The sequence below is a fragment of the Pseudonocardia sp. ICBG1142 genome (genome assembly GCF_020496255.1).
Classification (GTDB): domain Bacteria; phylum Actinomycetota; class Actinomycetes; order Mycobacteriales; family Pseudonocardiaceae; genus Pseudonocardia.
On sequence record NZ_JAHLJC010000011.1, the window covers coordinates 111,640 to 124,607 of the forward strand.

A 12,968-nucleotide genomic window follows, 5' to 3' on the forward strand; every position below is an offset into this window, starting at 1 on the left:
ACTCACACCCAACACAACTGCTCGACCCGGACTCCGGGGCGAGCATCTCACAACCGACGACCCACCAAGTGTTTTCTTTAAGAAAACACTTGGTGGGTCGTCGGTTGTGAGATGCTCGCCCCGGAGTCCGGGTCGAGCAGTTGTGTTGGGTGTGAGTGGGTGGGGGGTCGTGGCGGATGGCGGGTCGCGTCGTGGTCGGGCGGTGGGTGGTCGTCCGCATGGGGTGTTGGTGTGGTTGTCGACGGCGGAGCGGGTTGTGGTGGAGGCGGCGGCGGTGCGGTCGGGGATGGCTGTGGGGGCGTGGTTGGGGGTGGTGGCGGTGCGGTCGGCGGAGGTGGCTGCGGCCGGTGATGACGCGGCCGGTGATGACGCGGTCGGGTCGGGTGTGTCGGTGCGTTCGGCGGGGGTGTCGGGTGCGCGGATGCAGGGGTTGATGGGGTTTGCGGGCGGAGTTGATGGAGGACCGTCGGGTGTTGCGCAATGTCGGGGGGAACCTCAACGACGTCGCTCGGGTCGCGAACACCGGTGGGGTGGTGGAGGCGTCGGCGGGGCGGGTGCTGGACCTTGTCAGCAGGGCGGTGGAGCGGATCGATGCGACGGTCGCGGTGGTGGATGAGCAGGTGGGGGCGGAGCGCGCGGTGGTGCGGTCGCGGGCGCGTTCCCGAGCCCGGTGGGCGGCGGGGGCGCCGGGTTCGGATGGGTGCGGGGGTGTGGGGTGATCGCGAAGATCAGTCGGGGGTGGCGCCCGTCCGGGCTCGTCCGCTACTTGATGGGCCCGGGGCGGGCGAATGAGCATGTGGGGCAGCGGGTGGTCGCGGCGTGGGACGGCTGTGCGGAGGTGCATCAGCCGCCGCTGAGTGCGGATGGGTCGTTCGATGTTGCGGGGTTGGTGGCGGAGTTGAGTGATCCTGCGATGGCGGCGGGGGTGTCGTTGACGCCGCCGGCGAAGGGGGAGAGGCGTCCGAAGCAGGGCCCGGTGTGGCATTGCTCGTTGCGGTGTGCGCCGGAGGATCCGGTGCTCAGTGATGAGCAGTGGTCGCAGGTGGTTGAGGATTTGATGGATCGGACGGGATCGCCCGGCGTGGTGATCTGGATGGGTGTCGGTGGTCGCGATCCGCCACGCTGATGATCATGTGCATGTGGCGGCGGTGTTGGTGGGGCAGGTGTCGGGGCGGCGGGTGTCGCCGTCGTTTGACAAGCGGCGTGCGCGGAGACGTGTCAGGCGTGGGAGCAGAAACTGGGGTTGACGCCCACGGCGGGGGCGGATCGCAGTTTCGGTGACCGGGCCGTCGCAGGCCGAGCAGGAGAAGGCGCTGCGGCGTGGCGCGGAGGAGACGTCGCGGGAGTGGTTGCGGCGGCAGGTGCGGGCCGCAGCAGTGCAGGCGCGGGACGCGGAGGCGTTCGTGTCGGTGTTGGCGGATCGGGGGTGATGGTGCGGCCTCGTTACGCGGTGGCGGGGATCGGGCGAGCGGCATGGTGGGGTATGCGGTCGCGGTTCCGCATGATGTGAACGGGGTGGGGGAGTCGGTGTGGTTCTCCGGGCGGCGGTTGGCGGCGGATCTGTCGTTGCCGAACCTGCGGGCGCGGTGGGCGTCAGCGGAGCTGGTCGTGTCGGTGGAGTCGGCCGGGTGTGCGGCGTATCGGTCGCGGGCCTCGCGTGTGGAGCGGGCGGCGGCGGTGGAGAGCGCGGTGTCGGCGATGGGCCAGGCGAGCGCAGCGCTGAGGGAGGCGGTGTCTGGGGACGGTGGGGTTCCCGTCGTCGTTGTTCCTGAGGGTGCTGGTCGTGGTGGTGATGGGGTCGTGCATGCGGTGGGGGACATGCTGGCTGCGGTCGAGACGGTCACCGCTGGTCAGGTGGTGGCTCGGCAGGTCGGTGGTCGGGCGGGGGCCGATCTGGATCGGGCGGTGCGGGTGCCGTATCGGGTGCTGCCGGGGCGGTGGTCGCCGGCGGCGGAGGCGCTGCGGTCGGCGGCGTGGCGGTTGGCCGCTGCGGGCCCGTTGGGGCGTGATGGGGAGGAGGACGCGGCCCGGTTGATCGCTGCGGTGGCGGCGGTGGTCGCGGAGGTGGTGGCGTTGCGGGAGGCGCAGCAGCGTCCGGCGCAGGCCGCGGCGGCGCGGCGGAGCTACGCGGCGTTGACCGCTGTCCCGGCTGCTGGCGGGGTTGTGTCGCCGCCGGTGGGGGCGTTGCGGGGGGCCCGGTCCCCGGCGCCGGTGCAGGATCAGGATCGTCACGATTCGCCCCGCCCGGTGCCGTCGGTGCTGGCGCGGCGGTCCCCGGCCCGCGGGCACCGTCCGAGTCCGGGCCGGGGCCCCGGACTCGGACGGTAGCGCCGCTGGTGCGGTTGTGCCGTTGGCCTGCGGGTTTACGGTTCGAGGCGGGCGTCGTGGATGAGGTCGGTGGCGTAGTCCTCCCGTCGGATGCGCTGGTCTTGATAGAGCAGGGCGGTGGCGCCGATGCCGTAGCTGCAGCTGATCGCGAACACCGCGGCCAGGACAGCACCGACGCCGAGGATCGCGATCCAGAGTGGTCCGGCGAATCCGATCGCGATGGCGGCGGCGAGGGCGGGCAGGGTGATCAGGGTGGCCACGATCAGGAGGATCACGCTGATCGCGACCAGGACGGCGAAGCAGCGCCACCAGGATCGGTGGACCAGGTCGAGGGAACGGCGCAGCGCGGCCCCGGCGGTGAGTCCTTCGACGATCACGGCGGCGGGGGCGAAGGCGAGCAGGACCGAGACGTAGATCAGTAGCAGGACTGCGGCCACGGTCAGGATGCTGGCGAGGACGCCGATGGTGTCCGAGGCCTCGGCGGGGGTGTCGGGGGTGTTCCAGAACGGGGCTGCGGCGGCGGTCTGGATCGCGGTCGGATGAGGCCGATCAGGGTGAGGACTGCCCACACTCCGTAGAGGGACCGCAGGTGAGGGCGTGTTGCCGCCCAGGCCTGCGACAGCGATACCCGACTGTGTCCGAGGACGGCGGGGCGCAGGGTGGACAGCACCATGGCGGCTGCGGGTGGGGCCAGGATGAAGTAGAGCGCGAGCAGCACGAGGCTGAACAGCAGGTCCTGCGGTGAGGATGCTGCTGCGGCGGCCTGCGCGGCGGCTTCTGCCGCGGCCGGGTCCGTCGCCTGCGCGGCTGCGGCGGCGGCGTTGTCGATGGCGGTGGCCGGGTCGAACAGCCACCACCAGGTCAGCCCGCCGCCGCCGATCAGGACCAGTGCTGCGAGCAGTGTCGGGGCCAGCACCGCTGCGGGGTTCGCCCGGACGAACCGGGCTGCGACACCGGCGATCTGATACCACCGCAACGCCTGCAACGCCATGATCCCCGGCCGCGGCCCCGGCCCGCTGGGTCCTGCCGGAACGTCTTCTTTCATGTTTCCCTCTTTGTTTCGATGAGAAGTGAAATGGGTTGTGCTTTCGCTGACCGGTGGAACTCGAGGGTCCTGCGATGGTGACGTGGGGTCTTTTTCCTTGCGGTGGAGTGTGAAGTTGAACCACAGGGTGACTGCGCCTTGCAGGATGAGACTCGCGAAAAAATCAAGTCCGCCCACGGCTCATCCGGGAAAATACGTGCGGACAGATACATCGCCACGCCGCACCCGCACACAATAATAAAAGCAGCAAGGAAGGACGGTTTCTTGGCGGGTTCAGCAGGCATGGTTCCCGGCTCGATCGGGAAGTGCCCCGACTCTGGGGAGGGGTAGGGTTACTGGAAGCATCCGCTCACCACGGCATTGAGTGAGAAGAATTCGAGGAGTATGCCCTGGGCGACGCCGCCGCCGTTCTGGACGATAGCGGCCTGCGCGGCAGCGGCTGCCGCGCCGACGGACTCTCCCCGCGCTCGCGCCGCCTTGAAAGCGTCGATGCCCAGTTGGGCGACCTTCTTGACACCTCCGGCGGCTTTGATCGCGCTCTTCAGCTTGAGGATCTTCGCCGGGGCGAAGCCGTTGGAGATGATCGCGATGGCGATCGCCGAGCTGCACGCCCAGACATTTGCTCGATCGGGCGGGGAGAGATGATTCCTCTTCCACTGATCCCATGCGGCATCACTGACAAGCACGGACTCGGGGATGGACTCAATGAACCGCAGCCCCTCTTCAAGATTCTTACTGTCCTGCCCGGCGAAAGTTTCCTGGACGTGCCGTTCCGCTGGTCGCGGCGTGTGGGAAGGTGCTGCGGCGGCGAATCCGGTGGTCATGCTCATCGGGATCGCCGCTGCCAGATCACAGTGATGGTGCGTTGTGCGTACGTCGTCGTGCTCACGCTGCGTAGTACAGCACGATGCGAATCGTCCGATCAAGATCAGATGCGTATCGCACATGCGTGGCTACGAAGCGTGCAATTTCGGGCAAGTATCGCCCGAAATTTCATGTATGCGCGTTTCCGCCTGCTTAGAGGCTTATTCAGGGCCCGTGAAATAACGATCTAGCCCGGCGTGTCGGGTTGGGCGACAGCCCGTCCATCGCGAAGATTAATTTGCCGAATCAATCCAAGATGAACGGGTTGTCGCAGTATGTACTATGCCACTGGCTTTCGGCGTGATGAGATTCAGGATCTTGCCGCTCTGGTGCATGAGCAGGATCAGCGGAACGGCGACTGGCCTGCGACCGGCCTTGGCCGCCGATCTGGGATTGTTCTGGTCGGTGGTGTCACGTTGGCGTATCTGCGCGGGAATCGTGTGCAGTGGAGTTGGCGGAAACCTATGGGGTGTCCGCAGTCGACGGTTAGTCGAGCGATCGCGGGGGTTGACACCGTTGCTGGCGCAGGCGCTGCGGAGTGTCGTTCCGACGGCGGAGGAGGCTTCGTGCCGATCGGCAGTACATCGAGGCTTATTCAGGCCCCGTGAAATAACGATCTAGCCCGGCGTGTCGGGTTGGGCGACAGCCCGTCCATCGCGAATATTGGTTTGCCGAATCAATCCGAGATGAACGGGCTGCCGCAGTATGTACTATACCACTGGTTTCCGGCGTGATGAAATTCAGGATCTTGTCGCTATAGTGTATGAGCAGGATCAGCGGGACGCGACGGAGGCACGTTTGTCTTGGCCGCCGGTTCTGGGGTTGTTCTGGTCGGTGGTGATCACGTTGGCGTATCTGCGCGGGAATCGTGTGCAGTGGGAGTTGGCGGAAACCTATGGGGTGTCGCAGTCGACGGTTAGTCGAGCGATCACGGGGGTGACACCGTTGCTGGCACAGGCGCTGCGGAGTGTCGTTCCGACGGCAGAGGAGCTTCGTGCCGATCGGCAGTACATCATCGATGGAACCTTGCTGCCCTGCTGGTCATGGGCCGCGGTGCCGGGTCTGTGGTCGGGCAATCATCGCACCACCGGCGTCGTCGTCCAGGTCGCAGCCACCCTGGAAGGGCAGCTGTCGTGGATCTCCGACCCGACCCCAGGCTCCCGACACGACCTATATTGCCTCGACCAATCCGGCGCCCTCGACCACCTCGCCACATACCCCCCGATCGGCGATAAAGGATACATCGGGCGCGGCATGCTCACCCCGTTCAAAAAACCACCCGGCCGGGAACTTCTCGACTGGCAAAAAACATTCAACAAGAGCCTCAACCACACACGCGCCACCATCGAACGAGTCATCGCCCATATCAAGTCGTGGAAAGTTCTCCACACAGACTACCGCCGACCCTACGCCACATTTAAAACGACGATCTCGGCAGTCATCGGACTCATCTTCTACGCACTTACCTGACGGAGCCTGAATGAGCCTCGTGGCACCACAGGGACACCGCGAACAGGCTCACCATCAACGGGATCGCGACGATGATCCCGACGATCGTGAAGACCAGCAGCCAGCCGATGAGGAAAAATATCCAGATCAGCAGGTTGAAGTTGAACGCCGCCGCGGACGCCCTCCGCACAAACGGGTCGTCCTTTTTGACCAGCCAGATCAGCAACGGACCCAACAAGCTCAGCGACCCGGCGCTGACCAGCGTAGCGAACGGCGCCGAGAGATGAGCGATGATCGCCACGGTGCGACTGTCCTCAGACACGCCGTCCGACACATCATTCATTTCTCCAGCCCTCCTCGTTCATCTTCGTTGTCATCCCGGCGGGCCCACGAAACAGCGGACGTGAGATCAAGGATGTCCAGCAGCAGCCGAGCATCGGCTGCATCCTGAGCGAGCGAGGCGACCACCCGCGCCGCGCGCACGGCAGTAACCGGATTATGATCCGCACTACTCCCGGACCAACCATTCGAATACATGTAACTCGGATCGCTCCCGCCCGCCATCGAAACCACCTATAGTCATTCCTACTGGGCCAGCAACACCATCCCGAAAGTATTCCTCAGAATAATCCAGATCTAGCCGCACCGGAGCTCGATGCAGAGTTCAGCGACTTACGCGACTTAGATGACTTACGGCGGCGACGCACAATACCTCGCGCGGCAAGAATTTTCTTCGTTGAAATCCATCGACCCGACTGGTCATTATATGGCTTCGCTGAATCTGGAAGCTCCCGAGTCAACACCCGCTCCGCCCACCCCACATACGCCACCGGATCCACCTGTCGCAACGACGCCGCCGCCTCCGCTAGACCCACCCGCAGGCGCCCTGCCGCAATCACCGTCAAATCAGCCAACAAATCCCGGCCACCACCATCCCCGACAACCCCGAGACCGCTGTGAACGCCGACCGCATCGACAGAGCGGCCAGCGCTGCCGCCCGACGTCAACTCAGGAGCCGACATCACCTCAGGAACAGCAGCGGGTGCAGCAGCGGCGGGGATCGCGGGGGCCGTCGGAACCGACGCTTCGACCCGGCCGGCGTCGATGAAGGGCCGTAACACGTCCAGGAGTCGTTCGTACTCGGAGGCTTATTCAGGCCCCGTGAAATAACGATCTAGCCCGGCGTGTCGGGTTGGGCGACAGCCCGTCCATCGCGAATATTGGTTTGCCGAATCAATCCGAGATGAACGGGCTGCCGCAGTATGTACTATACCACTGGTTTCCGGCGTGATGAAATTCAGGATCTTGTCGCTATAGTGAGGCTTATTCAGGCTCCGTCAGGTAAGTGTGTAGAAGATGAGTCCGGTGACTGCCGAGATTGTCGTTTTAAATGTGGCGTAGGGCCGCCGGTAGTCTGCGTGGAGAACTTTCCACGTTTTGATATGGGCGATGACTCGTTCGATGGTGGCGCGTGTGTGGTTGAGGCTCTTGTTGAATGTTTTTTGCCAGTCGAGAAGTTCCCGGCCGGGTGGTTTTTTGAACGGGGTGAGCATGCCGCGCCCGATGTATCCTTTATCGCCGATCGGGGGGTATGTGGCGAGGTGGTCGAGGGCGCCGGATTGGTCGAGGCAATATAGGTCGTGTCGGGAGCCTGGGGTCGGGTCGGAGATCCACGACAGCTGCCCTTCCAGGGTGGCTGCGACCTGGACGACGACGCCGGTGGTGCGATGCTTGCCCGACCACAGACCCGGCACCGCGGCCCATGACCAGCAGGGCAGCAAGGTTCCATCGATGATGTACTGCCGATCGGCACGAAGCTCCTCTGCCGTCGGAACGACACTCCGCAGCGCCTGTGCCAGCAACGGTGTCACCCCCGTGATCGCTCGACTAACCGTCGACTGCGACACCCCATAGGTTTCCGCCAACTCCCACTGCACACGATTCCCGCGCAGATACGCCAACGTGATCACCACCGACCAGAACAACCCCAGAACCGGCGGCCAAGACAAACGTGCCTCCGTCGCGTCCCGCTGATCCTGCTCATACACTATAGCGACAAGATCCTGAATTTCATCACGCCGGAAACCAGTGGTATAGTACATACTGCGGCAGCCCGTTCATCTCGGATTGATTCGGCAAACCAATATTCGCGATGGACGGGCTGTCGCCCAACCCGACACGCCGGGCTAGATCGTTATTTCACGGGGCCTGAATAAGCCTCAGTGTTCTAGTACGAAGTTCAATGCCTTTAAAAAAGCAAGGTCAAGGTCAAAGTCAACAGACTGTGGGGGAGGTGGTGGTTGGGTTGGTTGGGTTGGGTGTATCTGCTCGTAGGTGGGTTGTTCGCCTCGCTGACGCCTCGGTGGTGTGCGATGTTGTTGGTGGAATATTTTGGATGGGTAGCAGGAAAGGGTGGTTGTGGTGTTGGGTGAAGTCGGTGAGCGGGTGCGTGCGCGGCGTCGGGATGCGGGTTCGGTGGTGTTGACGGCGCGGGATACGGGTTTGTTGGAGATTGCTGCGCATCAGTATGGGTTGCCTCTGGATTTGTTGTCGAGTGTGTTGGGGGTGTCGGCGCAGGCGGCGCATGCGGTGGTGGGTCGTTGGAAGCGTGCGGGGTGGGTGTGTACGGGGAAGGTGGATGCGGGGGCGATGTGGGTGTGGCCGTCGCGGACGTTGGTGCGGGAGTTGTTGGGGTGGGATGTGCCGGGGTGGCGGCCGCGGCAGACGGTGTCGGGGCATGTTCGTGCGGTGGCGGCGGTGCGGTTTCATCGGGTGGGTTTGGATGTGGGGCGTTGGGTGTCGGAGCGGACGTTGCAGCATTTAACGGGGTGGCGTCCGCGTGGTGTGCCGGTGCCGCATATGCCGGATGGGGTTGAGGTTTTCCCGGATGGGCGGCGTGCTTTGGTGGAGGTGGAGTTGTCGCGGAAGACGCGGTCGCGTTATTTGGAGTCGCCGCCGAAGAATGGGGAGGCGGATATGGTGGCGGGTTTGTTGTCGGCGGTGGTGGACCGTGCTCGGGAGTTGGAGTGTGTCGGTGTGATGTATTGGTGTGCGCCGAATGTGTTGGGGCAGGTTCAGGATGTTGCGGGGGAGTTTGTGGAGCGGGACCGGGCGCGGCGGGCGCGGGCTCGGAACCCGGAGGCGTTGGCGCCGCAGCTGAAGTGGGCGATCCGGGACATCACCGAGGTTCCGTGTTGGGAGCCGGGGCCGCGGCGGTCGGCGCGGTGAGGACGATGAGGCCGGTGGGCGTGGGCGTGAACGCGGTGTTGGTCGTCTGCCGTCAGGATTTCGATCTGCCCGGGAAGGACCTTCCCGGGGCGGCGGAGGTCCTGGGTGAGCACTTCACGGGGCTGTTGTGGCGCGGTGTGTTGTCCCGCGCGGTCGCCGCGGTCATCCTGAACCCGGCTCGTCACGGACACGACCGTGACCTGCTCAGCGTGGAGATCGACGTCGTCGCCCGGAACCACGTCGCCGGGCTCGCGACCGCGCTCAACACCATCCGCGACGGTTTCCGGCTGCTCCCGATCGCGCTACCCGACCGGTTCACCACCGCCGAGATCGAACACCTCGCCAGCAGGATCGTCGGCGCCGACGGTCTCCAGACCAGTACCCGCAAGATCGACTAACGCGGCATGAATCGGACTATCCTGGACCTGGACCTGTGGGGGCGCGCTGGTGGCGAAGAATTTTCATTGCGTGATGCAACTTCTTGAGGTGTCGCCGCAGGTCGGGACAGCGATCGCGGCGCCGTTACGGACCGCGATGCGCCGCCAGCAGGGCGAGCACGGCGGGAAGCTGGTCGGGACGAAAGCCGACCTCGTCCCCGGTCTCGGTGTCGGCCTGGCGACGATCGTGATCGCCCGGTCCCCGCAGACCGCGATCGGGTTCGCCGCCCGGATCGCGAAGACCGCGTTCGTCCGGCTCGCCGCCGACCCGACGGTCTGCTACGACCTGGACATGAGCATCGCCCAGGTTGAGAACCTCTATGCCGCCACCGCGGCCCCGGCGTGGCTGGCCCCGGGGGGAGTTCCTCGGCTGGCAGGCTTGTAACGACCAGACCTGCCCCGACCGCGAACAGACCGGATGAACCAGCAGCGTCTACCAGGCCAGGTACGTCAGATCGGCGCCGGTTTCGGGCGGCCCACGACCGTCCGGCTCAGCATCCCCGCCGACCTTCATCAAGCGTTCGCGGCGTGGCGGTCGCAGACCGCGCTCGACCTCGGCCTCGGCGTGGACAGGTAGCGCCGGGCTGGGAGCGGATCACGACCGGCGCCGGGCGCGCGCTTCCGGTGCGCGGAGTGCTCTCGGTGCCGGTCATCGAGGCGAAGCTGCGGTGTGCCCTCCCTCGAAGCGGCCCCAGTGTCGAACGGTGCCCAGAACCCGCCAAGGGCGCCGCGAGCGGCGTCGCTACGCGATCGGCTACGCCGCCCCTTGACTGAACCTGAGCACCGCTCGGGCGGCCTTGTATCGAGGAAGAGCAGCCGTCGAGACGGGCGTGGTGTCGGTCCGTCGTCGGGCATCCGGTGACCTCGTCGGACACACACGACGACCGGTTGAGGCTATCGTCGCTGGTGGCGGGCGCCGGAGTTCCTGTTTCGCGGTCGGAGCAAAGCGCGGTCTGGACGGCGCCCGCCCCACAGTCAGGGACCGCTTACCGGCGAGCGGGATTCAGCGCGGTCGGCGGCCAGGTAGACATGGTGGGCAGCCGCTACCGCGCCCAGCAACGCGACCATCGCGGCCACGACCGGCGCGGCGACCAGGGCGACACCAGCGGTGAGGACACCGACGGCAGCGAGCAGCCCGAAAGCCCGTAGGAACAGAAGCCCACCGATGGCCGGCGCCGACGCGCGCGGCCCCGCCGGCCCCGCCGGTGTCGTCGTGTGTGGAGTTGCTCGCGGTGGCGCTGGTGGTGTGGTGAGTAGTTCGTAGGCGCTGGTCAGGGCGATGAACCGTTCCGGGTCGCCGCCCCGGTCTGGGTGGTGATGGCGGGCGGCGGCCCCGCCACGCGGTCCGCAGCAGCTCAGGTGAGGCGCCGGCGGGGACACCGAGCAGCGCCGCGGCGGCGGCCCGCGCCTGTTCAGGATGGACACTCGGGCTCGGGCTCATCGTGGGTCCTCGTTGCTGGTGTCGTGTGTCCAGTCGTCGCCGGTCCAGTCCGGCGCCTGGCCATCTCCGCCGCCGGTGGCCCGGGCGCCGTTACCGGTCGTGGTGCCGGGTCGGCGGAGCTGAACCGTCCTGGGTGGTGGAGAGGCTCCTGATCTAGCAAGGAGACTGGAGCTGTGGGAGCACCTCGGAAGTTCGATGAGGAGACCCGTGCCCGCGCGGTCCGCCTCTACCTTGACCGTCTGTGTGATCACGGCGAGTCGAAGCTGGCCGCGCGCCGGCACGTCGGTGAGCTGTTGGATGTGAACCCGGCGACGATCCGCAATTGGGTCGAGGCCGAAGAGCGCGATTCCGGTTCCGGGGTTGGCTCGGCGGCGGGTGGCGATGACGCAGCGGCCGAGTTGCGACGGCTTCGTGCAGAAAATGCCGAGCTGCGGCGGGCGAATGAGATTCTGAAGACTGCTTCGGCGTTTTTCGCGCGGGCGGAGCTGGGCCGTCGACTCAGGGAGGCTTATTCAGGCCCCGTGAAATAACGATCTAGCCCGGCGTGTCGGGTTGGGCGACAGCCCGTCCATCGCGAATATTGGTTTGCCGAATCAATCCGAGATGAACGGGCTGCCGCAGTATGTACTATACCACTGGTTTCCGGCGTGATGAAATTCAGGATCTTGTCGCTATAGTGTATGAGCAGGATCAGCGGGACGCGACGGAGGCACGTTTGTCTTGGCCGCCGGTTCTGGGGTTGTTCTGGTCGGTGGTGATCACGTTGGCGTATCTGCGCGGGAATCGTGTGCAGTGGGAGTTGGCGGAAACCTATGGGGTGTCGCAGTCGACGGTTAGTCGAGCGATCACGGGGGTGACACCGTTGCTGGCACAGGCGCTGCGGAGTGTCGTTCCGACGGCAGAGGAGCTTCGTGCCGATCGGCAGTACATCATCGATGGAACCTTGCTGCCCTGCTGGTCATGGGCCGCGGTGCCGGGTCTGTGGTCGGGCAAGCATCGCACCACCGGCGTCGTCGTCCAGGTCGCAGCCACCCTGGAAGGGCAGCTGTCGTGGATCTCCGACCCGACCCCAGGCTCCCGACACGACCTATATTGCCTCGACCAATCCGGCGCCCTCGACCACCTCGCCACATACCCCCCGATCGGCGATAAAGGATACATCGGGCGCGGCATGCTCACCCCGTTCAAAAAACCACCCGGCCGGGAACTTCTCGACTGGCAAAAAACATTCAACAAGAGCCTCAACCACACACGCGCCACCATCGAACGAGTCATCGCCCATATCAAAACGTGGAAAGTTCTCCACACAGACTACCGGCGGCCCTACGCCACATTTAAAACGACAATCTCGGCAGTCATCGGACTCATCTTCTACACACTTACCTGACGGAGCCTGAATAAGCCTCAGGTAAGACTTCTGTTCGTTCACGAACATCGAAGCCGTTTCGGGGTCGAGCCGATCTGTGCCGTGTTGTCCGAACACGGTGTGCAGGTCGCCCCGCAGACGTATTATCGCTGGCGGTCCCGGCCGGTGACCGATCGCCAGTTGGATGAGGCGTATCTGGTGAATCGGATTGTGGATATCTATCGGAAGAACAGGTGTGTGTACGGGGCGCGGAAGATGTGGCGTGCGGCGCGGCGGGAAGGGCTGCGGGTCGGGCGGGACCAGATGGGCCGATTGATGCGTGTCGCCGGGATCCAGGGCGTGCGCCGCGGGGTCCACCACACGACCACGACGACCCGTGATCAGCGCGCAGCCCGCCATCCTGACCTGGTCAGGCGGGCGTGGGCGGCGCCGACTCGACCGGATGCGCTGTGGGTCGCGGATTTCACGTATGTGTGGACCGCCTCTGGGTTCTGCTACGTGTCGTTCGTGACCGACGTCTACTCCCGCAGAATCCTCGGATGGAAGGCGTCGATGAGCAAGACCACCGATCTCGTCTCCGGGGCCCTGGCGCAGGCGTTGTCCACTCGCCAACGGGCGATCAGCGAGTTCACCTCCGAGGGTCTTATTCATCATTCGGATGCCGGGTCTCAATATACGTCTCTGGCGTTCACCGAGCAACTCGCCGAGGCTGGTATCGTCGGCTCGATCGGCACCGTCGGTGACGCGCTGGACAACGCGCTGATGGAGTCCACGATCGGCCTGTACAAGTCAGAGCTCATCGTTCCGTAT

16 protein-coding genes and 1 pseudogene are annotated in these 12,968 nt (G+C 65.2%); 11 read left to right on the forward strand and 6 right to left on the reverse strand.

What is annotated here, in order from left to right; all coding sequences use genetic code 11:
• Positions 1-715 precede the first annotated feature (715 nt).
• From KPL59_RS12060 to KPL59_RS12070, 3 genes are all read left to right on the forward strand, one after another.
• Positions 716-1,126, forward strand: a complete 411-nt coding sequence (locus KPL59_RS12060) for a hypothetical protein (RefSeq protein WP_226360843.1) — start codon at positions 716-718, stop codon at positions 1,124-1,126.
• A gap of 151 nt (positions 1,127-1,277) precedes the next feature.
• Positions 1,278-1,430, forward strand: a complete 153-nt coding sequence (locus KPL59_RS12065; RefSeq protein WP_226360844.1) for a hypothetical protein — start codon at positions 1,278-1,280, stop codon at positions 1,428-1,430.
• A 388-nt stretch (positions 1,431-1,818) separates the two neighbouring features.
• Positions 1,819-2,328 (forward strand): hypothetical protein, encoded by a 510-nt coding sequence (locus KPL59_RS12070; RefSeq protein ID WP_226360845.1) that lies wholly within the window; start codon positions 1,819-1,821, stop codon positions 2,326-2,328.
• A gap of 35 nt (positions 2,329-2,363) precedes the next feature.
• On the opposite strand, the gene KPL59_RS12075 is transcribed toward KPL59_RS12070, so the two are convergent.
• The 3 genes from KPL59_RS12075 to KPL59_RS12085 all read right to left on the reverse strand — a co-directional run bounded on the left by KPL59_RS12075 (position 2,364) and on the right by KPL59_RS12085 (position 4,203).
• The gene (locus KPL59_RS12075; RefSeq protein WP_226360846.1) at positions 2,364-2,765 is read right to left on the reverse strand and encodes a glycerophosphoryl diester phosphodiesterase membrane domain-containing protein; all 402 of its coding nucleotides are present in this window, start codon (positions 2,763-2,765) and stop codon (positions 2,364-2,366) included.
• Positions 2,766-2,767: 2 nt separating this feature from the next.
• Positions 2,768-3,304 carry a hypothetical protein gene (locus tag KPL59_RS12080; protein WP_226360847.1) on the reverse strand — a complete coding sequence of 179 codons (537 nt, stop codon included), beginning with the start codon at positions 3,302-3,304 and terminating at the stop codon, positions 2,768-2,770.
• Positions 3,305-3,705: 401 nt separating this feature from the next.
• Entirely contained in the window at positions 3,706-4,203 is a 498-nt protein-coding gene (locus KPL59_RS12085; protein WP_226360848.1) for a hypothetical protein, read from the reverse strand.
• A gap of 309 nt (positions 4,204-4,512) precedes the next feature.
• Here KPL59_RS12085 and KPL59_RS12090 point away from each other — a divergent pair, with 309 nt between their 5' ends.
• Together KPL59_RS12090 and KPL59_RS12095 are read left to right on the forward strand one after the other, a co-directional pair.
• The gene (locus KPL59_RS12090) at positions 4,513-4,845 is read left to right on the forward strand and encodes a hypothetical protein (RefSeq protein ID WP_226360849.1); all 333 of its coding nucleotides are present in this window, start codon (positions 4,513-4,515) and stop codon (positions 4,843-4,845) included.
• A 97-nt stretch (positions 4,846-4,942) separates the two neighbouring features.
• Positions 4,943-5,707, forward strand: a complete 765-nt coding sequence (locus KPL59_RS12095; RefSeq protein ID WP_226360788.1) for a transposase — start codon at positions 4,943-4,945, stop codon at positions 5,705-5,707.
• Here KPL59_RS12095 and KPL59_RS12100 read toward each other — a convergent pair.
• The 3 genes from KPL59_RS12100 to KPL59_RS12110 form a co-directional block, all read right to left on the reverse strand.
• Complete coding sequence (locus KPL59_RS12100; protein ID WP_226360787.1) at positions 5,700-6,008, reverse strand: DUF4870 domain-containing protein; 309 nt, start codon at positions 6,006-6,008, stop codon at positions 5,700-5,702. The genes KPL59_RS12095 and KPL59_RS12100 overlap by 8 nt on opposite strands.
• Before the next feature lie 17 nt (positions 6,009-6,025).
• Positions 6,026-6,250 carry a hypothetical protein gene (locus KPL59_RS12105; protein WP_226360786.1) on the reverse strand — a complete coding sequence of 75 codons (225 nt, stop codon included), beginning with the start codon at positions 6,248-6,250 and terminating at the stop codon, positions 6,026-6,028.
• Positions 6,251-7,023: 773 nt separating this feature from the next.
• Positions 7,024-7,788 carry a transposase gene (locus tag KPL59_RS12110; protein WP_226360785.1) on the reverse strand — a complete coding sequence of 255 codons (765 nt, stop codon included), beginning with the start codon at positions 7,786-7,788 and terminating at the stop codon, positions 7,024-7,026.
• A gap of 1,140 nt (positions 7,789-8,928) precedes the next feature.
• On the opposite strand from KPL59_RS12110, the gene KPL59_RS12115 reads away from it, so the two are divergent.
• The 6 genes and pseudogenes from KPL59_RS12115 to KPL59_RS12140 form a co-directional block, all read left to right on the forward strand.
• Positions 8,929-9,312, forward strand: a complete 384-nt coding sequence (locus KPL59_RS12115) for a hypothetical protein (protein WP_226360784.1) — start codon at positions 8,929-8,931, stop codon at positions 9,310-9,312.
• A gap of 73 nt (positions 9,313-9,385) precedes the next feature.
• Positions 9,386-9,736, forward strand: a complete 351-nt coding sequence (locus KPL59_RS12120) for a hypothetical protein (RefSeq protein ID WP_226360783.1) — start codon at positions 9,386-9,388, stop codon at positions 9,734-9,736.
• Positions 9,737-9,769: 33 nt separating this feature from the next.
• Positions 9,770-9,928: a hypothetical protein gene (locus tag KPL59_RS12125; protein ID WP_226360782.1), complete on the forward strand. Its 159-nt coding sequence runs from the start codon at positions 9,770-9,772 to the stop codon at positions 9,926-9,928.
• A 1,037-nt stretch (positions 9,929-10,965) separates the two neighbouring features.
• Positions 10,966-11,265, forward strand: a pseudogene (locus KPL59_RS12130) (transposase); the annotation flags it as partial.
• Between the two features lie 149 nt (positions 11,266-11,414).
• On the forward strand, positions 11,415-12,179 hold the full coding sequence (locus KPL59_RS12135) for a transposase (RefSeq protein ID WP_226359944.1): 765 nt from the start codon (positions 11,415-11,417) through the stop codon (positions 12,177-12,179).
• Between the two features lie 6 nt (positions 12,180-12,185).
• Positions 12,186-12,968, forward strand: a 783-nt coding sequence (locus KPL59_RS12140; RefSeq protein ID WP_255676992.1) for an IS3 family transposase, incomplete at its 3' end; no start/stop codon positions are given.